General features: G+C 64.0%; 21 protein-coding genes. 12 read left to right on the plus strand and 9 right to left on the minus strand.

Features of this window, described 5'->3' with window-relative positions; all coding sequences use genetic code 11:
* The first annotated feature begins 10 nt into the window (after positions 1-10).
* Positions 11-760: an NUDIX domain-containing protein gene (locus NLM31_RS25700; protein ID WP_254194066.1), complete on the plus strand. Its 750-nt coding sequence runs from the start codon at positions 11-13 to the stop codon at positions 758-760.
* A 27-nt stretch (positions 761-787) separates the two neighbouring features.
* On the opposite strand, the gene NLM31_RS25705 is transcribed toward NLM31_RS25700, so the two are convergent.
* Together NLM31_RS25705 and NLM31_RS25710 are read right to left on the minus strand one after the other, a co-directional pair.
* On the minus strand, positions 788-2,158 hold the full coding sequence (locus NLM31_RS25705; protein ID WP_254194067.1) for a metallophosphoesterase: 1,371 nt from the start codon (positions 2,156-2,158) through the stop codon (positions 788-790).
* A gap of 66 nt (positions 2,159-2,224) precedes the next feature.
* A complete protein-coding gene (locus tag NLM31_RS25710) occupies positions 2,225-2,764 on the minus strand; it encodes a hypothetical protein (protein ID WP_254132008.1) in 540 nt (179 codons plus the stop codon).
* A gap of 203 nt (positions 2,765-2,967) precedes the next feature.
* Here NLM31_RS25710 and NLM31_RS25715 point away from each other — a divergent pair, with 203 nt between their 5' ends.
* The 4 genes from NLM31_RS25715 (at position 2,968) to NLM31_RS25730 (ending at position 8,051) form a co-directional block, all read left to right on the plus strand.
* The gene (locus NLM31_RS25715; protein WP_254194068.1) at positions 2,968-4,293 is read left to right on the plus strand and encodes an LLM class flavin-dependent oxidoreductase; all 1,326 of its coding nucleotides are present in this window, start codon (positions 2,968-2,970) and stop codon (positions 4,291-4,293) included.
* Between the two features lie 124 nt (positions 4,294-4,417).
* Positions 4,418-4,585, plus strand: a complete 168-nt coding sequence (rpmG, locus tag NLM31_RS25720; RefSeq protein ID WP_057756569.1) for a 50S ribosomal protein L33 — start codon at positions 4,418-4,420, stop codon at positions 4,583-4,585.
* Between the two features lie 210 nt (positions 4,586-4,795).
* Positions 4,796-6,673, plus strand: coding sequence for a tetratricopeptide repeat protein (locus NLM31_RS25725; protein WP_254194069.1), 1,878 nt, complete (start codon positions 4,796-4,798; stop codon positions 6,671-6,673).
* A gap of 139 nt (positions 6,674-6,812) precedes the next feature.
* Positions 6,813-8,051 carry an acyltransferase gene (locus NLM31_RS25730; RefSeq protein WP_254194070.1) on the plus strand — a complete coding sequence of 413 codons (1,239 nt, stop codon included), beginning with the start codon at positions 6,813-6,815 and terminating at the stop codon, positions 8,049-8,051.
* A gap of 1 nt (position 8,052) precedes the next feature.
* On the opposite strand, the gene NLM31_RS25735 is transcribed toward NLM31_RS25730, so the two are convergent.
* A complete protein-coding gene (locus tag NLM31_RS25735; protein WP_254132013.1) occupies positions 8,053-9,291 on the minus strand; it encodes an MFS transporter in 1,239 nt (412 codons plus the stop codon).
* 130 nt (positions 9,292-9,421) lie between these two features.
* Here NLM31_RS25735 and NLM31_RS25740 point away from each other — a divergent pair, with 130 nt between their 5' ends.
* Positions 9,422-10,033 carry a TetR/AcrR family transcriptional regulator gene (locus NLM31_RS25740; RefSeq protein WP_254194071.1) on the plus strand — a complete coding sequence of 204 codons (612 nt, stop codon included), beginning with the start codon at positions 9,422-9,424 and terminating at the stop codon, positions 10,031-10,033.
* A 298-nt stretch (positions 10,034-10,331) separates the two neighbouring features.
* Positions 10,332-10,745 (plus strand): hypothetical protein, encoded by a 414-nt coding sequence (locus NLM31_RS25745; protein WP_254194072.1) that lies wholly within the window; start codon positions 10,332-10,334, stop codon positions 10,743-10,745.
* A gap of 261 nt (positions 10,746-11,006) precedes the next feature.
* Here the strand turns inward: NLM31_RS25745 and NLM31_RS25750 are convergent, their stop codons facing one another.
* Together NLM31_RS25750 and NLM31_RS25755 are read right to left on the minus strand one after the other, a co-directional pair.
* The gene (locus NLM31_RS25750) at positions 11,007-12,380 is read right to left on the minus strand and encodes a PleD family two-component system response regulator (RefSeq protein ID WP_254194073.1); all 1,374 of its coding nucleotides are present in this window, start codon (positions 12,378-12,380) and stop codon (positions 11,007-11,009) included.
* A 14-nt stretch (positions 12,381-12,394) separates the two neighbouring features.
* Positions 12,395-12,760, minus strand: a complete 366-nt coding sequence (locus NLM31_RS25755) for a response regulator (RefSeq protein WP_008566616.1) — start codon at positions 12,758-12,760, stop codon at positions 12,395-12,397.
* Between the two features lie 263 nt (positions 12,761-13,023).
* Between NLM31_RS25755 and NLM31_RS25760 the strand changes: the two genes are divergently transcribed.
* Both NLM31_RS25760 and NLM31_RS25765 read left to right on the plus strand, forming a co-directional pair.
* A complete protein-coding gene (locus NLM31_RS25760; protein WP_254132017.1) occupies positions 13,024-13,335 on the plus strand; it encodes a DUF3572 domain-containing protein in 312 nt (103 codons plus the stop codon).
* Complete coding sequence (locus NLM31_RS25765) at positions 13,332-14,621, plus strand: DNA polymerase IV (protein WP_254194074.1); 1,290 nt, start codon at positions 13,332-13,334, stop codon at positions 14,619-14,621. Before NLM31_RS25760 ends, NLM31_RS25765 begins: the two co-directional genes overlap by 4 nt.
* Positions 14,622-14,637: 16 nt before the next feature.
* On the opposite strand, the gene NLM31_RS25770 is transcribed toward NLM31_RS25765, so the two are convergent.
* Positions 14,638-14,793, minus strand: a complete 156-nt coding sequence (locus NLM31_RS25770) for a hypothetical protein (protein ID WP_254194075.1) — start codon at positions 14,791-14,793, stop codon at positions 14,638-14,640.
* A gap of 199 nt (positions 14,794-14,992) precedes the next feature.
* Here NLM31_RS25770 and NLM31_RS25775 point away from each other — a divergent pair, with 199 nt between their 5' ends.
* Positions 14,993-15,397, plus strand: a complete 405-nt coding sequence (locus NLM31_RS25775; protein WP_254194076.1) for an ACT domain-containing protein — start codon at positions 14,993-14,995, stop codon at positions 15,395-15,397.
* A 154-nt stretch (positions 15,398-15,551) separates the two neighbouring features.
* Here the strand turns inward: NLM31_RS25775 and NLM31_RS25780 are convergent, their stop codons facing one another.
* From NLM31_RS25780 to NLM31_RS25790, 3 genes are all read right to left on the minus strand, one after another.
* Positions 15,552-15,962, minus strand: a complete 411-nt coding sequence (locus NLM31_RS25780; RefSeq protein WP_254194077.1) for an NUDIX domain-containing protein — start codon at positions 15,960-15,962, stop codon at positions 15,552-15,554.
* 11 nt (positions 15,963-15,973) lie between these two features.
* Positions 15,974-16,375 carry a RidA family protein gene (locus NLM31_RS25785; protein ID WP_254194078.1) on the minus strand — a complete coding sequence of 134 codons (402 nt, stop codon included), beginning with the start codon at positions 16,373-16,375 and terminating at the stop codon, positions 15,974-15,976.
* A 71-nt stretch (positions 16,376-16,446) separates the two neighbouring features.
* Positions 16,447-17,292 carry a cell envelope integrity EipB family protein gene (locus NLM31_RS25790; RefSeq protein ID WP_254194079.1) on the minus strand — a complete coding sequence of 282 codons (846 nt, stop codon included), beginning with the start codon at positions 17,290-17,292 and terminating at the stop codon, positions 16,447-16,449.
* Positions 17,293-17,544: 252 nt separating this feature from the next.
* Here NLM31_RS25790 and NLM31_RS25795 point away from each other — a divergent pair, with 252 nt between their 5' ends.
* Together NLM31_RS25795 and NLM31_RS25800 are read left to right on the plus strand one after the other, a co-directional pair.
* Positions 17,545-18,012, plus strand: coding sequence for a RidA family protein (locus NLM31_RS25795; RefSeq protein WP_008130072.1), 468 nt, complete (start codon positions 17,545-17,547; stop codon positions 18,010-18,012).
* Positions 18,013-18,022: 10 nt separating this feature from the next.
* On the plus strand, positions 18,023-18,775 hold the full coding sequence (locus NLM31_RS25800) for a glycerophosphodiester phosphodiesterase (RefSeq protein WP_254194080.1): 753 nt from the start codon (positions 18,023-18,025) through the stop codon (positions 18,773-18,775).
* The last annotated feature ends 20 nt before the right edge of the window (positions 18,776-18,795 follow it).

The following is an 18,795-nucleotide window of genomic DNA, read 5'->3' on the forward strand; positions in this document are numbered from 1 at the left end:
GGGTGAGGATATGAGCGATACGGCGCAGACGGCCGAGAAGGCCAAGGTCCACGAGGAAAAGGAAGCCGACCACCATCCCTATTTCCGTCCCCGGGATGCGGCGACACTGATCCTGGTCGATCGCAGCGGCGCCGTTCCGAAGGTGCTGGTCGGCAAACGCCACGACAAGGTGGTGTTCATGCCGGGAAAATTCGTCTTCCCCGGCGGCCGGGTCGACAAGGACGATTATCGCGTGCCGGTTGCAGCCCCGATCACCACCGAGCTGGCGGCCAATCTCGCCAAGGGCAGCCCGAAGACGCCGGCCTCGCGCGCAAAATCGCTGGCGATCGCCGCGATCCGCGAGGCCTGCGAGGAAACCGGCCTCTGCCTCGGGCGCAAGTCCGAGGGCAAGGCGAAGCTCGAAGGCCCCTGGAAGCCGTTCGCGGACGCAGGCCTCTTGCCTGATCCGTCCAGCCTGTTCCTGATCGCGCGCGCGATCACGCCACCCGGCCGCGTCAAGCGGTTCGATACGCGCTTCTTCACCGCGGATGCATCCGCGATCACCCATCACGTCGAGGGCGTGATCCATGCCGATGCGGAGCTGGTCGAACTGGTCTGGGTCGAGCTCGGCTCAAAGCCGCTCGCCGATCTGCATCCCATGACGCGGAATGTGCTCAACGAGCTCGACACCCGCCTTGCCACCGGCCCCTTACGCCACGACGCACCGGTGCCGTTCTTCCATTTCTACGGCGGCAAGATGCAGAAGGATATTTTGAGCTGACGTCGCGGACGTCGCCGCACGCCGCCATCAATTCCCGTCTGACGCGATGAGGACGCTCAGCGCAGCGCCTCTGAAGGCACGGTCTTCGCGGCCTCCTTGTCCGTAGCCGATCGCCCAATGCCGGGGCCATGACAGCTGCTCCAGCCCCTGCGCCGTCGCAGAGGTGAAGGACGACCAGCGCGCGGAGTCGTGACGGCGATACAACAGACCGCCCGGACCCATGTCCGGGTACATCGTGACGTAAATATCGAAGTCCTCGCCCGGCGAAAGATCCGGTCCGAACCAATAGGTCGGGCTTCGCCCCGGCTGACGGCCCACGATGGCCGTCAGGGTTTGCCGCGGTCCGCGCGTGCCAAGCCAGAACGGCGCGATCGAGCCGGGTTCAAAAGCCGTGAAAATCGTCTGCGCCGTTGCGACATCGGCCCCAGCGCTTTGCCCGACGAGCCTCAGCGCGATCCGGCGCCCGCTTTTCACCTCTCCGCTGAAAGGCGCTTCGACATTTCCGGGCTGTAGCTCTCTCCACCCGGCGGGATCAGCATCGGGCAGCGGCCATTCCAGCCTCTCCCTGACGACGCCGTCGGTATCGAGCACCTGGTAGCGCAGGCCTTCGTCGTCGAGCGCGGCCTGGATGCAGTGCAGATACTCCACGCCTTCCGGCATCCTGTGCGCCGTTCCCGCGCCTGCAGTACAAATCTGGAGAACGCCGCGATGTGCCTGCACGTCGAAGGCGAGGATGTGGCTGCACAGATAGGCCAGCACATTTTCGTTCACGAGGATGTCCCAGAACGGGCGGGAATATTCGTGGCCGATCTCGCGCTGATACGTCCCGGTAAAGCCATTGACGGGAAACACCGGGTGATGGCCCAGGACGAGCTTATGCCGGGCATCGCGATGGTCTCGAAGCGTGGCCTCCAGCCACGCGAGCTCGACATGGCCCTCACCGCCAAGGCCGCTCCAGAGCGTGTTGACGAACACCATCAGGAGGTCGCCGCGCCGCACGAAATAAGAGAGACCAGTCTGGCCCGGTGGCCCATTGTCCGGCAGGTCGAGCACGTCGCGAAACACCGCCTCGCTCATCACATCGTAGGTCGTGTGATTGCCGGTGGTGTGCCACATCGGAATGGCCGCACGGTCGAGCCAGGCCATCTCAGTGTCCAGCCAATATCGCCACTGCGCACGCAGGGCGTCCGGATCAGGCGTAAGTCCGATGATCTCGTCGCCCGGAAAGAGAATGAAGTCAGGCTGCGGCCTCAGGCGCTGTACGACTGCGTTGACCGAGGCGAAGGTCTTTTCGTGCAAGGCGCCAGGCACGCCCGAACAGGCATCGCCATACAACAGAAACTGGTGGCCCTTGCCGCGCGGCAGCAGCGCGGGAATGAAATTTTTGGCGGAGGTCATGGTCTTCCATCGCGGATTCTGCCGCGAGGATGTCAATTTCCGGAATGGATCGCAACCCGGCCTCGATCACTCCGCGTCCGGCTCGGTGCCGACATAGTCGCGCGCCGGCAGTTTTAAGACGCGGCCGATCTCGCTCGCGAGCTTGTCCGCCTCCTCGCGCTTGGTAAAACTCTGAAGCGTGATCGGCTCGGTGCCCTTGTTGCCGCAGAGATTGACGTCGTAGGTCGTCAGCTCGGGATCGTAGTCGTCGGTGATGCTGATGAAGTGATAGTCGGCGAGATCACGCTGCTTGCGGATATTCAGCGGCCCGAACTGCCGCGTGATGACGATCTGGCGCAGCGCCTCGTTGAGCATGACGTAGGTCCGGAACGTGAGCAGGATCACGCCGGGGATGCCGACGAGCAGCCCGAGCCCCGTGAACACCAGCACCGGCACGAGGTCGTCGGCGAGCCTGCCGAATCCGGAGAAATCCTGGCGCAGGCCGAGCCCGACATTCCACAGCAGATAGGCGCTCGCCGCCAGCAGCGGCAGCGACAGCAGCCGGCCGAACCAGGGCATCGGCCGGTCGATCCGGACGATGCCGTCCACGGTCATTGCAACTGCCATTGAAGTCTCCTCACGGGTCATGGCTTGGTCGGGCTGAGCGGCGGGATGGTTCGACCGCCACCGCCGCACGCCGCCCCGGAATGACGCGATTGTGCTGAGCCTGTCGCGAAAAACAAAAAATTCTTCCCGCCTCCCCCGATGGCGGAGTTCCCCAGCGTGCCTATGTCTTTGTCCAACGACACCAGAACGGGATTTTGGGCGCGATGGCACAACGGCAACTCAAGCTCGGCGCGTTCATGCGCCCGATCAGCATCCATACCGGCGCCTGGCGCTATCCCGGGGCCTGGCCCGACGCCAATTTCAACTTCGGCCACATCAAGACGCTGATCCAGAAGCTCGAGGCCGGCAAGTTCGACGCCTTCTTCATGGCCGATCACCTCGCCGTGCTGAACATGCCGGTCAACGCGCTCAAGCGCAGCCACACCGTGACTTCGTTCGAGCCGTTCACGCTGCTGTCGGCGCTGTCAGCGGTCACCGAGCGCATCGGCCTGATCGCGACGGGATCGACCACGTTCGACGAGCCCTATCACGTCGCCCGCCGCTTCGCCTCGCTCGACCATCTCAGCGGCGGTCGCGCGGGCTGGAACATCGTCACCACCTCGAACCCGGATGCGGCGCTGAATTTCGGCCTCGACGACCACATGGAGCACGCCGAGCGCTACAAGCGCGCCCGCGAGTTCTACGACGTCGTCACCGGACTCTGGGATTCCTTCGCCGATGACGCCTTCGTCCGCGACGTCGAGAGCGGCTTGTTCTTCGATCCCGCGAAGATGCATGTGCTCGACCACAACGGCAAATATCTGAAGGTCCGCGGGCCCCTCAACATTGCCCGCCCCGTGCAGGGCTGGCCGCTGATCGTGCAGGCCGGCGCCTCCGAGGACGGCAGGCAGCTCGCCGCCGAGACCGCGGAAGCCGTCTTCACCGGCGGCGGCAGCCTCGCCGACGGACAAAAGCTCTACGCCGACATCAAGGGCCGCATGGAAAAGATCGGCCGCGATCCCGAGCACCTGAAGATCCTGCCCGGCGCCTTCGTCGTGGTCGGCGACAGCGTCGATGAGGCCAAGGAGAAGCGCGCCCTCCTCGACAGCCGCGTGCATTACGACAGCGCCATCGCCTCGCTCTCGGTCATCCTCGGCACCGACGCCTCCGGCTTCGATCCGGATGGACAGCTGCCTGACATCCCCGAGACCAACGCCAGCAAGAGCGGCCGGCAGCGCATGGTCGACCTCGCCAAACGCGACAAGCTCACCGTGCGCCAGCTCGCCCAGCGCGTCGGAGGCTATGGTGGGCTGTCCTTCGTCGGCACCGCCAAAACCATCGCCGACCAGATGGAGGAATGGCTGGTCGGGCGCGGCTCGGACGGATTCAACATCATGTTCCCGTTCCTGCCGGCCGGGCTCGATGATTTCGTCGACAAGGTCGTCCCGGAGCTGCAGCGGCGCGGGATTTTCCGGAAAGAGTATGAAGGGGCCACTTTGAGGGAGAATCTGGGCCTTCCCCGGCCGAAAAACCGCTTCTTCGAGGCCTGATGAGCCCGATTTGAGTGGTTTTCAGGGTGTAAAACCTTGACATCAGGCGGTTTCTGGCTAGGTTGCCGGCCAACGCGGGCCGTTTGGCCGGCTCCAGATTCCCCAATATTCTGAGGTTCAGAACATGGCCAAAGCGGTCACCATCAAGGTCAAGCTCGTGTCCTCGGCCGACACCGGCTTCTACTACGTCGCCAAGAAGAATTCGCGCACCATGACCGACAAGCTGGTCAAGAAGAAGTACGACCCGGTCGCGCGCAAGCACGTCGAATTCAAGGAAGCCAAGATCAAGTAAGATCTCGGTACACTGAAGACTTTTGCGGGGCCCTGACGGGCCCCGTTTTCGTTTGGGCCCTCTCTCCACGCCGTCATTCCGAGGAGCTCTCCGCGCGCTGCGGGCTCGACGACGCACCGCCGTCAGCCTCGCGAAATCCTGGCGTGGTTAGAGGGAAGAGCCTCGCCGGCTTCAATTGCGAGGCTGCCTCGGATCAATCTCCAGCCGTTCATGAATCTCAGAGAGCGCCCCGCCGCGGCCATACCATCCGGACAGGTGACGCCCACCGCGCTGTGCCAGGCGGGCCTCGCACATCTTCAATCGGGGCGCATTGCCGAGGCCGAGCTGTGCTGCCAGCAGGCGCTGACGCTAGACGAGCAGCACCCGGATGCCCTTCACCTGCTCGGCATGCTCTGTCTTCACGCGCAGCAGCCCGACGCCGCCGTGGAATGGATCGGGCGCGCCGTCCAGCAGTCGCCGAAGGCGGAATACCTCCTGAGCCTCGGCACGGTGCTGGAGCGGCAAGGTAAGCTCGAGGACGCACGGCAGCATTACGCCCAGGCGTTGAGCCTCAGGCCTGATGATGCGGTCCTCCAAAATCACCTCGGCAATCTGCTCTGGCAACTCGGGCAGAACGACGAGGCCGTGCTGCACTACCAGCAGGCCCTGAAACGCGATCCGCAATATTGGGAGCCGGCGCAAAACTGCGGCATGCTGCTGCTTGAACTCGGCCGGCATGCGGAAGCCCTGGAATGCTTCGATATCGCCGAGCGGCTCAATCGAAATTCCGCAGCCCTGTACCAGATGCGGGCCGTCTGCCTCTCGAACGTCGACCGCTTCGAGGACGCGCAAGTCGACTACGAAAAATCCATCGCGCTGGACCCGAGCCTCGCCGAGACGCACAACAATCTCGGCCTGCTGCATTGGCGATTTGGACGATTGGAGCAGGCCTTTGCCTGCTTCGATTCCGCGCTGGCGCTTCGCCCCGATTTTCATGCCGTGCTCAACAACAAGGCCGTGGTGTTGCTGCATCTGCAATTGCTGGATGAAGCGTTCGCGACCCTGCACAGGTCGCTCGCGGCCGCTCCCAACGACGCGCAGACGCTGTTCTATCTGGCGACGCTTCAGCTCCTGACCGGCGACTTCGCACGCGGCTGGCTCGCGCGCGAGGCGCGTTGGCGGCTTGCCTCGGTCGGCCTGGTCGATCGCGGCTTTTCGAAACCGCTCTGGCGTGGCGACCTGCCGATCGCAGGCAAGACCATTTTGTTGCACTCCGACGAGGGACTGGGCGATGCGATCCAGTTCGCGCGCTACGTGCCGATGGTCGCCGCGCTCGGCGCCAAGGTCATCCTGGAGGTCGAGCCGCCGATCCAGCAGTGTCTCGGCGGCATCGCCGGGGTCGCAGAGTGTGTCGGCCGATCGTCGACGCCGGCGTTCGACCTGCACTGCCCTCTGGGAACGCTGCCGCTAGCCTTCGGGACACGGCTCGATACGATCCCTTATGCGCACGGCTATGTGCCTGCGCCCCCGGCGGCGCGCGTGAAGGCGTGGCAAGAGCGGCTTGAAGACCGGCTTGAAGATCGGCTTGAAGATCGGCTTGGCCCCCGCCCCCGCTTCCGCGTCGGCCTGGTCTGGGCGGGCAATCCCGATCACAAGAACGATCACAACCGATCGATGGCGCTGCGCACGCTTGCGCAGCTGCTCGATTGCGACGTCCAGTTCATCTCCTTGCAAAAAGGCGTCCGGGATCAGGACCGGACCTTCCTCAGCGAACGCCCCGACATCGTCGACCTCACGCAATATCTGACGGATTTCAGCGAAACGGCCGCGCTGATGTCGTGCCTCGATCTGGTGATCTCGGTCGACACCAGCGTTGCCCACCTCGCCGGTGCGCTTGCGGCGCCCGTCTGGACGCTGGTGCCGTTCAATCCGGACTGGCGCTGGCTGCTCAATCGCGACGACAGCCCGTGGTACCGGTCAATGCGGCTGTTCAGGCAACCCGAGCGCGGCGACTGGGCCAGCGTCGTGGACGACGTTCGCATCGAACTCGACAAGCAGGTCGCCGCATGGCGGGCCAGGCAGGATCGGTCGTCGCTCCTGACAGCCTGATCCGGATGCGGGCTGCGTCCGGGGCACGAGAGCTGAACCCGCCGTCCGAGCGGCGGAGCAAGTGTGACCCACGTCAAAGAGCCTCATGAGGCGATCCAATATCTCCAGCGGGATCGTTGCATGAATCTGGTTCATTCCCGTGAAAAGCCATTTGCCGTTGCTGGATCCGCTGCGCTTCGCCGCCGCCCTCGGAGTCGCGATTTTTCACCAGATGTTCTGGTCCTGGGCCTGGACTTCGATCGGCGTCCCGGGGTTCGAGCGCACCGTCGCCGCCGATGTTCTGTACCCGTCGGCTGCGCCCTTCACATGGTTCGGCTGGGTCGGCGTCGAGATCTTCTTCGTCATTTCCGGCTTCGTCATCGCAAATTCCGCGAGCCAGTCTTCGCCGGGCGAGTTTCTTCTGGGGCGCGCGCTCAGGCTTTATCCGGCGGTCTGGGTCTGCGCCACCGCGACTTTCCTCGTTCTGCTTCTCTTCGGAAGCGGACCGGCATCCGAACTCGTTCTGCCCTACATCCACGCCATGCTGATGGTTCCCAAGGGCGTCACGGGTGAATGGCTCGACGAGGTCTACTGGACGCTGGCGGCCGAGACCGCGTTTTATGGCCTCGTGTTTTGCGCGATGCTGACAAGGAAGATCACCTTGCGGCACCTCGCCTGGGGTCTCACCATCTACAGCGCAATTTTCAACGCCATCGCGCTGCTGGTCGCGTCATGCACGACGCCGTCCGACCTGCCCTATCTCGTCATCCTGATGTTTCGGGTGCCGTGCGCAGCATTTCTGCTGAGCCATGGCTGCTTCTTTGCGCTGGGCATCTGGCTATTCATTTTCGCGAACAGAGAACTGAGGGCCCTCGAACAGGTCGCGATTGCCGTCACCTGTGTTTCGGGCGCCGTCGAGATCTATATCTTTGCCTCTTTCTTTTTGACGTCCATACCCGCCATCGCGGATCAATCAGCTCTTGTGCCGATCATGGTCTGGGCCGCCGCGGTTCTCCTCATTGCCCGTGCCGCGCACCGGAACAGGCGCTCCGCGAGCGCTGCTCCTGCCGAAGCACCAGCCCATTTGCGAACGCTTGGACTGATCACCTATCCGCTCTATCTCACCCACAACGTCATTGGCTCCGCAATCATCCGAGCCCTGGTCGAGGCCGGGGTGGATGCCACCTCGGCCGTATGGGTCGCACTCGGCATGCTCGCGCTGGTCTGCTGGTTCATTTGCGCGAGGATCGAGCCAGCCATCAGGTCCGCGCTGATGCAGACCCTGTCGCGTTTCGGACAGCTGCCGAAGCGGCAGCCGGCCTTCACGCGCCCGGCGCTGGCCCGGGGACTGCGCCTTCCGCTGCCCGTCTCAGCGAAGGTGAACGTCGTGGCGTCGTAACTTACGCCGCCTTCAACACCGGCGTCGGCGGCTGCGCCGGCCGGATCAGGGCGAAGGCGACCTGGATGATGCCGCCGGCAAGGCCGAGCGCGACGCCGATGCGCCAGGCCATATTGTACGAGCCGAGCGCGTCGTAGATCACCCCTCCGCCATAGGCGCCGAGGAAACTGCCGATCTGGTGGCTCATGAAGGCGAGGCCCTGGATCATGGCCTGCCAGCGCAGGCCGAACATCTCGGCGACGGCGCCCGCGACCAGCGGGCCGACGCCCATCCAGAGGAAGCCCATGATGGCGCCGAACAGCAGCGTCGAGAATGGCGTTGCCGGCAGCATGAAGTACCAGGCCAGCGCGAGCGAGCGCAGGATGTAGATGCCGCCCAGCAGCGCGAGCTTGTTCCAGCGCTGGCCGGCCCAGCCGAAGAACAGCGAGCCCAGCACGTTGAAGCCGCCGATCATGCCGAGCGTCTGCGCGCTCAGCATCGGATCGAGGCCGCAGATCGCCAGATATGACGGCAGATGCGTGGTGAGGAACACCAGCTGCATGCCGCAGACGAGATAAGCACAGGTCATCACCACGAAGGAGGCATTGCCGAATGCTGCCTTTGTCACGGACGCGGCCGTGGCGTCGCCGATGTCGTCGGCGGCCGGCTTCGGCAGCGGAACGGCGTCGACGCGCCCGGCATACCATGCGGCCGGAATCATCAGCACCGACATGACGACGAAGCCGGCGAGCCCGATGCGCCAGCCAAAGCCCTCGTTGAGCATCTGCCCGATCGGCGCCGACAGCAGCGCGCCGAGCGAGCCCGCGCCGGAGACGATGCCGAGCACGGTGGAGCGCACCGTTGCCGGCACCGCACGCGCCGCCACCGACATCGCGATCGCGGCCGCGGTGCAGGCCAGCGAGGTGCCGATCAGCACGCCGGCGCCGATCATGATGCTGACCAGCCCGTTCGCGGTCGCCATCAGGATGAGGCCGACGATATACATCAGCGCGCCGACGATCATGATCGGACGGAAGCCGTAGCGCACCGTCATCGCGCCGGCGAGCGGCTGCAGAAAGCCCCAGGCGAGGTTTTGGACGGCCAGCGCCAGCGTGAAGTCGGACACCGAGAGGTGGATGTCGTGCGTCAGCGGCTGCATGAAGATGCCGAGCGATTGCCGCAGCCCCATGCTCAGCGTCAGCATGATCGAGGCGCCGATCAGGATCGGCAATGTCGGGCGCAGGACCTGCAACAGGGGCATTTTTCTTCTCCCTCATGGGCGCTGGACGCGCGCCGGCATCTGCAATTGACGTTGATTTTGGTTACACAGACCTGTGTAATTAGTCTATAGAAGGACCGAACTGTCAAGCGAACAGGACTTGTCCGGCCGCATGGCTCCCCCGCCCGCCCCACAGACGATGAAAGAGCGGATCCTTCAGACCGCCGACAAGCTGTTCTATCTGCAGGGCATTCGCGCCATCGGCGTCGACACCATCGCGGCCGAGATCGGCATCTCCAAGCGCACGCTCTACAACCACTTCCCGTCCAAGGACGCACTGATCGCGGCCTATCTGGAGCGCCGCTTCGTCCATGCCCGCCCCTCCGACAAGCCGCCGGCCGAGCAGATTCTCGGCACCTTCGATTCGCTGGAGCGGCGCTTTGCAGCGAAGGATTTTCGCGGCTGCCCGTTCGTGAACGCGGTCGCCGAGCTCGGGCCCACCGACCGCGCGGTGAAGAAGATCGCTATCGCCTTCAAGGAAAGCCGCCGCGTCTGGTTTCGCGAGCGGCTGACCGAGCTCGGCGTCACGGAAGCGGACGCGCTCGCCACACAGCTCGTGCTGCTGGTCGACGGCTCGATCGCGCAGGATCTCGTCCGCGACGACCCCGCGATGGCGCGCGCGGCAAAGGAAGCCGCAAAGGTGCTGCTGCGGAATGCGGGGGTGGATGTGGATGGTGATGCGAAGCCGACACCCGTGAAAGCCAAGCGGTCGCCGCAATCGTAATTGTCGTCCCGGACAAGCGCAGCGAAGCGGAGCGCAGATCCGGGACCCATACGCCGCACGAGCAGTTTGGCGAAGACTTGGAGTTACCACTTCGCGCGATATTGCGCCCAATGGTTATGGGTCCCCGCGTTCGCGGGGAATGACAGCCGAGTGAGTGCAATAGTGCATCGTGTCGCGATGGGCCGCCTGGGGGCGCGTTTAACGCTACGCCAGCAAGCCGAAAGTCCTTGACGCAACAGAAGAGCATCGATTTGGATCAGTCGGGAGACCTTGATTGGTCGATAGACGGAGCCGACCCGTGAGATTTTTACTGAGAATTGTGCTCGCAACCGCTCTCGTGAACATTGCTCCAGCCGTCGCCCAGGCGCCAAAGAAAGCCGTCGCTTCTCCTGCCTTGCAAAAGGAATTCGATGGCTTCATCGAGAAGTTTCGCGCGGCGCTGAAAGCAAACGATTCCGCCGCCGTCGCTAGTATGAGCCGATTGCCGTTCATGAACGACAAGGAAATTCGCGACGCCGCGCAATTTCGCGCCAAGATCTATCAGACCGACTTCACGGCAAAAAATCGCGCGTGTATCCAGCGTGGCAAGGCGGTCTACGATCGCGATCAAGAGAACAACGACAATTACGGCATCTTCTGCGGCGACACCATCTTCGTCTTTACCAAGACGCCGGCGGGATTCCTCTTTACGGACATCGGCGTGAATGACTGATCGGGCGGCTATGCACTGACGCCGCATGTATGGAAAGCTTTCGCGTGAAAGCGGGGTGACGCGAAGCCGACGCCGGTGAAAGGCAAGCGCTCGCCAAACCCGGAACTGTCGTCCCGGCGAAGGCCGGGACCCATACGTCGCAGCAGCAGTTTTGCGAAGACTCGGAGTTACCACGTCACGCAATAACTGCGCTATGTGGTTATGGGTCCCGGCCTTCGCCGGGACGACGGCTGAATATGAGGCGCAATCAGCGCGCCAGCCTCACGCCGCCTGCGACACCACGCGATTGCGTCCGTCGTGCTTGGCGCGGTAGAGCGCGGTGTCGGCGCGCTTGAGGACGTCGGCCACCGCCTCGCCCTTCTGCTCCAGCGTGGTGAGCCCGATCGAGATCGTGACCTCGATGCGCTTGGTGCCCTTGTGGACGGCGAACGGCTCGCCCGCGATCGAGCGGCGCAGGCGCTCGGCAACCATGCCGGCGACGTGCAGATCGGTCTCCGGCATCACGATCACGAACTCCTCGCCGCCGTAGCGGCAGGCGAGATCGATGCCACGGATCGACTTGCGGACGCGCACGGCGAACTCGCGCAGCACGTCGTCGCCGGCATCGTGCCCGTAATTGTCATTGATCGACTTGAAATAGTCGATGTCCAGAATCATCAGCGCCAGCGGCTTGCCGCGCGTCGAGGCCTGTTCGGCGAGCGTTGCCAGATGGCTCTCCATGTAGCGGCGATTGTGCAGGCCGGTGAGCGCATCGGTGATCGCCATCTCGATCGAGTTCTGGACATTGTCGCGCAGATGATCGGTGTAGCGGCGGCGGCGGATCTGGGTGCGGGCGCGTGCCAGGAGCTCGGTCTTGTCGATCGGGCGCAGCAGGTAGTCGTTGACGCCGATCTCGAGGCCGCGCAGCAGCCGCGTGGCGTTTTCCGCTTCCGCGATCGCCAGGATCGGAACGTGGCGCGTGCGCTCCAGCGAGCGCGCCTGGCTGCAGAGCCGCAAGCCATCGAAATTGTTCAAATCGAGCGAGACGATCAGCAGATCGTAATTGCCCTCGGCGGCGTGGAACAGCGCTTCGGTCGGATTCGGCTCGACGTCGATGGTGTGCTCGGCGGCGAGGATCGTCGCCAGCCGCTCGTAGGACGATGGCCGGTCGTCGACCAGCAGGATCCGTCCGCCCTTGCCCGCATCGGCGATGGCGCTGCGCTCGGGCGCCTGCATGCCGATCTCGAGCGAGGTGATGGCGCGCATGCGCAGCTCGTCCGTCATCATCTTCAGCCGCGTCAGCGAGCGCACGCGCGCGATCAGCACGACATCGGAGACGGGTTTTGTCAGGAAATCATCGGCGCCGGCTTCCAGTCCGCGATTGCGGTCTGACGGGCTGTCGAGCGCGGTGACCATCACGACGGGAATGTGGTGCGTGGCCGGATCGGTCTTGAGGCGGCGGCAGACTTCAAAGCCGTCCATGTCGGGCATCATCACGTCGAGCAGGATGATGTCGCATTCGGCGCGGCTGGCCAGCGCCAGCGCCTCGGTGCCGTTCGAAGCGGTCATCACGTCGAAATATTCGGCGGAGAGACGGGCCTCTAACAGTTTGACGTTGGCGGGAACGTCATCGACAACCAGGATACGCGCGGACACTGTGAACTCACTTCCTATCCGATAAAACGCCGGACCGTCTCAATGAATTTGCCGACCGAGATCGGCTTGGACAAATAGGCTTCGCAGCCGCCCTCGCGGATGCGCTCTTCGTCGCCCTTCATCGCGAAGGCCGTGACCGCGACGACGGGGATGGCGCGCAACTCCGGATCGTCCTTGATCCAGCGCGTCACCTCCAGGCCAGAGACCTGCGGCAATTGGATGTCCATCAGCACGAGGTCGGGCCGCATCTTGCGCACGAGGTCGAGCGCCTCGTAGCCGTTGCTGGTTCCCGAGGTCTGGTAGCCGTGCGCCTCCAACAGGTCGCGGAAGAGCTTCATGTTGAGCTCGTTGTCTTCCACGATCAGGACGGTCTTAGCCATCCCGCCCTCCTGTTTGGTCCTGAAGACCGGTGCATGTGACGCCTGAGGCGCCGCTTTCCGGCGCTTCGAAAACTGGATTCAAACTAGCCTCAGATTCGCTCTAGTTTCGTTAAACCCGAGGGGCCACTTTCTGCGATGTGGTTTCCAGTTGCTTGTCTGAGGCGGCAAGACTGAAGCCCAAGACTCAATCGAAGACTCAGTCCCAAGACTCGGGCATATTCCAAAGTAGACACCGAAAGTTAACGGAAAGGCAAACCGGGCCCGTGAAAAAGCCTGTTCACAACCCTCGCGAAGTCGCTGAAATCGTTGCGATTCAGGCGCTCTCCTTCGTGGCCGGCGAGCCTGAGCGGCTGGGCCTGTTCCTGGCTGAGACAGGGGTCGGCCCGGAGACGCTCCGGAACGCCGCCTCGAACCCGAATTTCCTGCTCAGCGTGCTCGATTTCGTGCTGCGCGATGACGACACCGTGAAGGCTTTTGCCAAGGTTTCGGAACTGCACCCGACCAACGTTGCCGCAGCGCGGCAGGTGCTGGGCGATGCGCTCGGCGACCGGACCTGGGAGCGCGACGTGCCGTGAGGGCCGCCGACCCGGCCGGGCCCCGCTGCTTCTGCCGGGATTGTCTGGCCGATCTGGATGTGGCCGTGCGGCGCTGTTCCGCCTGCGGCTCCCCTCGCCTGGTCCGCCATCGCGCGCTCGCGAACCTGACCATCGCCCATGTCGATTGTGACGCCTTCTATGCGACGGTCGAGAAGCGCGACAATCCTGATATCGCCGACAAGCCCGTCATCATCGGCGGCGGCAAGCGCGGCGTGGTGTCGGCGGCCTGCTACATCGCACGCACCTATGGCGTGCGCTCGGCGATGCCGATGTTCAAAGCGCTGGAGGCCTGCCCGCACGCGACCGTGATCCCGCCTGACATGGCGAAATATGTCCGGGTCGGCCGCGAGGTGCGCCAGGCCATGCAGGCGCTGACGCCGCTGGTCGAGCCGCTCTCGATCGACGAGGCCTTTCTCGATCTCTCCGGCACCGAGCGCGTGCACGGCATGATCCCGGCAAAGGTGCTGGCGCGCTTTGCGCGCAACGTCGAGCGCGACGTCGGTATCTCCGTCTCGGTCGGGCTGTCCTGCAACAAGTTTCTGGCCAAGATCGCCTCCGATCTCGACAAGCCGCGCGGCTTTGCGGCGCTCGATCAGGAGGAAGCGCGCGAGATGCTGGCTTCGAGACCGGTCGGCTTCATTTTTGGCGTCGGACCTGCAACGCAGGAGCGCCTCATGCAGCGCGGCTTCCGCATCATCGCCGATTTGCAAAAGGCCGATGAGATCGAGCTGATGCGGCAATTTCCGAGCGACGGCCGCCGGCTGTGGCGGCTCGCCCGCGGCATCGACGACCGCCGCGTCGAGGCCGATCGCGGCGCCAAGACGATTTCGAGCGAGACCACGTTCGAGACCGACATCCGCGATTTCGCGTCGCTGGAGAAGATCTTGTGGCGGCTGTGCGAGAAGACGTCGTCGCGGCTCAAGAGCAGCGAGCTCGCCGGCTCGACCGTGACGCTGAAGCTGAAGACCGCGGACTTCCGGCAGCGCACCCGCTCGCAATCGATCGCAGCGCCGACGCAGCTTGCCGCAAAGATCTTCTCGATCTGTCGCGAGATGCTGGCGAAGGAAATCGACGGCACCGCCTTCCGCCTGATGGGCGCCGGCGTCAGCGCGCTGCGCGACGGCTCCCCCGCCGACGACACCGACATGCTCGACCGCCGCGCCGCCCATGCCGAGCGTGCCGTGGACACCCTGCGCAAGAAGTTCGGCAGTGCCGCCGTGATCCGCGGCATCGCCTATGAGGGGCCGGAGAAGGCCGAGGAGTGATGGCCTCCTGCTCAAGTCAGTCGCGTTCGAAGATCAGTGCACCCGGATAGGCGCGCCGGGCATATTGAACGACCAACTGCCGATCCTGGGTTTCCAGGAACGGGGTTCGGATATGACTGGACCCGACGACGAGGTGCCACAAGCCGTTGAGCTTCCGAATGACGACGTTCATTTGAGCTTCCTCGCAGTGACCCGCGTGGACTCAGATTGTCAGAATCTTCCGCCGTCGCTCAATTGTACCAGCGTAAGATCAGCGCATCAGAAGGATTACAGAGGATATACAAAGGTATGTTGCATCTCGCTTCAACGGCCGCTGGCGCCAAGGGCTTCGCAGCGGCCCAAACGATCTTGCCGATCTGGAGGCCGGCACCGTGACGGGCGAACGCGATCTCGACGCACTGCTGAACACCATGAAGCCGGAGCTGCAGCCGGGCACTTTCGTCTTCTGCACGATCGCGCCGAACGCCCCCATTCCCGCAGCACTCAATCCGCGGCTGACGTTCCGCGAGCAGGAAGGGACGACGCTGGTCGTTCTGCGTGAAGAAGCCGAAGCGGCAGGATTGCCTTACGCATTCCCCTCCAGCCTGATCACCCTCACGGTTCACTCCGCACTCGACGCCGTGGGATTTCTAGCGGCGATCACGGCGCGCCTGGCCAGGGCCGGCATCAGCGTGAATGCGGTTTCGGCGTTCCATCACGACCATCTCTTCGTGCCCGTGGATCGCGCCGACGAGGCGATAACCATTCTGCAAGCGATATCCGGGAACGCTTCGTAGCCCGGGTTCTCACCGCTTTCGGAAAAATGCCAGCATGACATCATGCCCCTGTTTTGCCCGACGCGTCAAATGGAATTCGCCAAAAACGAAATCCGCGCCGGACCGCGCTTCTACTGTGCATGGGGTTGTTTTTCAGTTTTTGCTGGAGCGGAGGCTACGGGGCCGGCCGCGCGCACAGCGGGAGCAGCTTGTCGCGTGTCAGCGGTGCGAGCTTGACCGATCCCGGCGCGTTGGGGTCCAGCCAGAGAATTTCCTCGATCTCCGCGCCGGGATTGACCGACCGCGCGATGGCGATGCGAAAGATTTCCGCATCGACCAACCAGCCAGGCTCGTGCGCGGCAGGCGCGGAATATCGTCCGACATAGGTCATCTCACTCGGATCGACCTCGATCCCGAGCTCCTCGGACAATTCCCGCCTGAGCGCGGCCTGCGGATGCTCACCGGCCTCGATCTTTCCACCCGGCTGCATGAAGCTTTCCGTGGCACGCTTCCTGACCAGCAGGACATGCCCATCGCTCCGGCTCATCAGCGCTGCCGCGATCCGGATCGAATCTTTCGACATCATGGTCTTCCCACTCAATCCGTGACTGCGATCGCCTCGATCTCGATCAGCCACTCCGGCGCCGCAAGCGCGGAGACGCCGACGAGCGTCGAGGCCGGCGGCTCCATGCCTTCGAAGAAGACCGAGCGGGCCTTGCCGATGATCGGGCGCAGCTCGGGCTTGTAGCCGACGACGAAGGTCGTGATCTTCACGATGTTGGCATAGCTCGCGCCGGCTGCCTTCAATGCATGACCGAGATTCTGCATCACCTGCGTGGTCTGCGCGGCGATATCGCCCTCGCCGACGATCCGCCCCTCCTCGTCCACCGACACCTGGCCGGAGATGTAGATCGTGCGCGCGCCGGAGGCGGTGACGACGTGGGAATAAGCGGGATTGTGGTGCAGGCCGCTGGGGCGGAGATGGTCGAGCTTCGGCATGGGGCTGGCTCCCTGAGTTTGTCGTTAGGGGGAGCGTAGCTGGAGACGCTGTCGAGGGCTAGCCTCGGCGCTCAATTGCAGGGCTTGCTGTCCTTGACGTCGAACTTGCCCATCGCACCGGAAATGACGAAGTCGTTGTAGTCGAGCACGAGTTGGCGGGAGACACCGTTTTCATAGAGCTCGAACGACATCGCATAGACCGGCGTCTGCTCGCCTTCCTTCTGCTGAACCTCGCGGTCGAAATAGCTGACGGTGACCGGCCAGCGCTTCAGCGATTTCATGTGCTCGTCCGACGTCGACGGATCGGGCGACGCGGCGCGGTCGGCGGGGATCGCCTGACCGATCACGGTCAGCGTGTTGTAGACCTTCTGGCCATCGTCGGAGCCGTCATAGACGGAGAGCTCCAGGAGCGATTTGCCTTCTTTCGCCGCTGCAATGATGTGCTGGATCTGCTCGGTCGGGAACACGATCTTGCCGTCGAGGGTGAAGTTCTTCGGCGCCGGCAACTTCAGCTTGACGTTGATGTGGTCGCCGTCGCGCTCGGCCGAACCGTCGACCAGGCCGGCCTCGGTCTCATTCATCCGCGTCTCGATCTTGAAGCGGTAGCTTTTCCCTGTGGCGTCCTCCCAGGAATTCGAGCGAAGATCGCTGAGCGTGATCTTGCCCTCGCCGCTGTCGAGCTCGGAGACCTGGCGGAATTCGGAGGTGTAGCCTTCGCAGCTGCTGCCGGCGAAATTGTAGAGGATGCGGCCGCGCGCGCTGTTGATGGAATTGGAGCGCGATTTGACCAGGCTCAGATCGTAAAGCGCCTGATGCGCGAGGAACGGACCGTTCGCGGCATGGACGCCGCCACTGGAGCCGAGCGCGGCCGCCGCGAGCGCCATCACACCGAGTGAAGTCCGGAAAAGGTGCACCATGTCTGTTCCCTGGGGACGCGCAGATTCGACACTTTAATGACCGTTCCATTGCGTCGCAACTGCGGCGGTTTCACGTAAAGTTGCGCCTCTTCGTTGAACCTCCTGACCTGCCTCGAGAAATACAATCCACCCCGGCGTCCGACCCCCCCATCGGCTTGCTTGCATGTGGCGGCATGATGGGCGAAACAGGGCGCGCCCGGCAGTCACCAGACGTGCCGGTGCGGATGATTTTTCAGACATCGAGGTCGAGACATGGCGGGCACGGTCGAGCAGAAACTGGCGGAACAGGGCATCAAGCTGCACGAGGCCCCCACCCCCGTCGCCAATTACGTGCCGTTCGTGCGCACCGGCAATCTGCTGTTCGTCTCCGGCCAGGTCTGCTTCGATCCCGCCGGCAAGCTGATTGCCAAGGGCAAGCTGGGCGCGGGCGTCTCGATCGAGGAAGGTGCTGCGGCCGCGCGCGGCTGCGCCGTCAACCTGCTCGCACAGGTCAAGGCGGCGCTTGGCGATCTCGACAAGGTTGTGCGTGTGGTGCGCCTCGGCGGCTTCATCAACTCGGCACCGGACTTCCTGGACGGGCCGAAGGTTCTCAACGGTGCCTCCGACCTGATGGTCGCGGCCTTCGGTGACAAGGGCCGCCACGCCCGCACCACCGTCGGCGTCGCTTCGCTGCCCGCTGATGCGGCGGTCGAGGTCGAAGGCGTGTTCGAGGTCGCCTGAGGTCAGCATCGTGCGTGCTCCGGATTGGCTGACAGCGCGGCCGGTCGCCCATCGCGGCCTGCATGACATTTCGCGTGGCATCGTGGAAAACATGCCGGGCGCGGTGCAGGCGGCGATCGCCGGCAACTTCTCGATCGAGGTCGACATCCAGCTCTCCGCCGATGGCGAGGCCATGGTGCACCACGACCATGCGCTCGGCCGCCTCACCGAGGCCAGCGGCCCGGTGGTCGCAAAGACCGCGGCCGAGCTGAAGGCCATCACCTTCAGGGATACGGCCGAGCGGATGATGTCGCTCGACGACCTCTGCGCCATGGTCGCCGGCCGGGTGCCGCTGGTGATCGAGGTGAAGAGCCATTTTGACGGCGACCGCAAGCTGGTGAAGCGGATGGCCGAGGTGCTGGCGTCGTATCAGGGGCAAGCGGTCGGGATGTCCTTCGACCCCGACCAGGTGCTGGCGCTGCGCGAGCTGCTGCCCAACCGCCCGCGCGGCATCGTCGCGCAGCGGAGTTATGAGGACGAATACTGGGCCTACCTGACGCAAGCGCAGCGCGACAGCATGCTGTACCTGCGCCACGGCTTCCAGACCCAGCCGCATTTCGTCGCCTTCAAGGTCGACCACCTGCCGGCGCCCGCCCCCTGGATTGCGCGCAACGTCTTCGGCTGCGCTCTGCTCGGCTGGACCGTACGTACCCCGGAGCAGCGGACGCGGGTCGGGCAGTATGCGGACCAGATGATTTTTGAGGGGTTCGTGCCGCAGGCTTGATGTTCCCCACCCTTGAAGTC

The sequence above is a fragment of the Bradyrhizobium sp. CCGUVB4N genome (genome assembly GCF_024199945.1).
GTDB lineage: Bacteria > Pseudomonadota > Alphaproteobacteria > Rhizobiales > Xanthobacteraceae > Bradyrhizobium.